Below are 680 nucleotides of genomic sequence, written 5' to 3' on the forward strand. Positions count from 1 at the left end.
GACCATCCAATTATCGCAGACCCTGATTACGGTATTGGTTTCGAATTCGAAATGGTTGACGATAACAAACTAGTTATTACTTTGGGTGCTAGTGAAGTAACAATTACTGATACCCCTACAGGTGTAATTATCTCTGGAGACGAAGGTCGCAGCACTGTTTCAGTTAAGACGGTTAATGCCTACAAAGAAGCAATGACACACCTAACCAAAGAAGAACAGAAGTTCCTAGCTCTAGCTTTCGTTGCAAATGAAGGCGCAGGTGCAATTAACGAAGATATGCGTATTAAAGCTTGGAGCGTAACTAAAGAGATGACTAAAGAGTGGTCTCAAGACAACAAGCTAACCATGCTTAAAATCGCTAACATTGAAATGGACCTTCAAGGCAACTCATTAGGTTACTACTTGCTGACCGGTGAAAGAAAAACAGTAGAAGAACTTCGTAGCGCAGCAAAGGCTGCTATATCAGACGCAATCAATGATTGGATTCCGGCGAAACCAAACCTAACAGCGGAGCAAAAAGCAGAGCTAAAACAAAAAGTTCAATCGCTTTCTCAAGAGCAACGTCAGCAAATCAAACAAGCTGTAAAAGACCGTGTGAGCCGCGGCTAGATAAAACAGCAAGTCAAAGCAAAGGAGCCGCTTTATAAGTGGCTCCTTTTTATTTGAATCTGAGTTGAGAG

General features: G+C 41.9%; 1 pseudogene. It reads left to right on the forward strand.

The features are described 5' to 3' along the window. Positions 1 to 609 (forward strand): annotated as a pseudogene (locus tag KIV40_RS31520) (hypothetical protein); the annotation flags it as partial. Between the last annotated feature and the right edge of the window lie 71 nt (positions 610 to 680).

The sequence above is a fragment of the Vibrio sp. D173a genome (assembly GCF_030248475.1).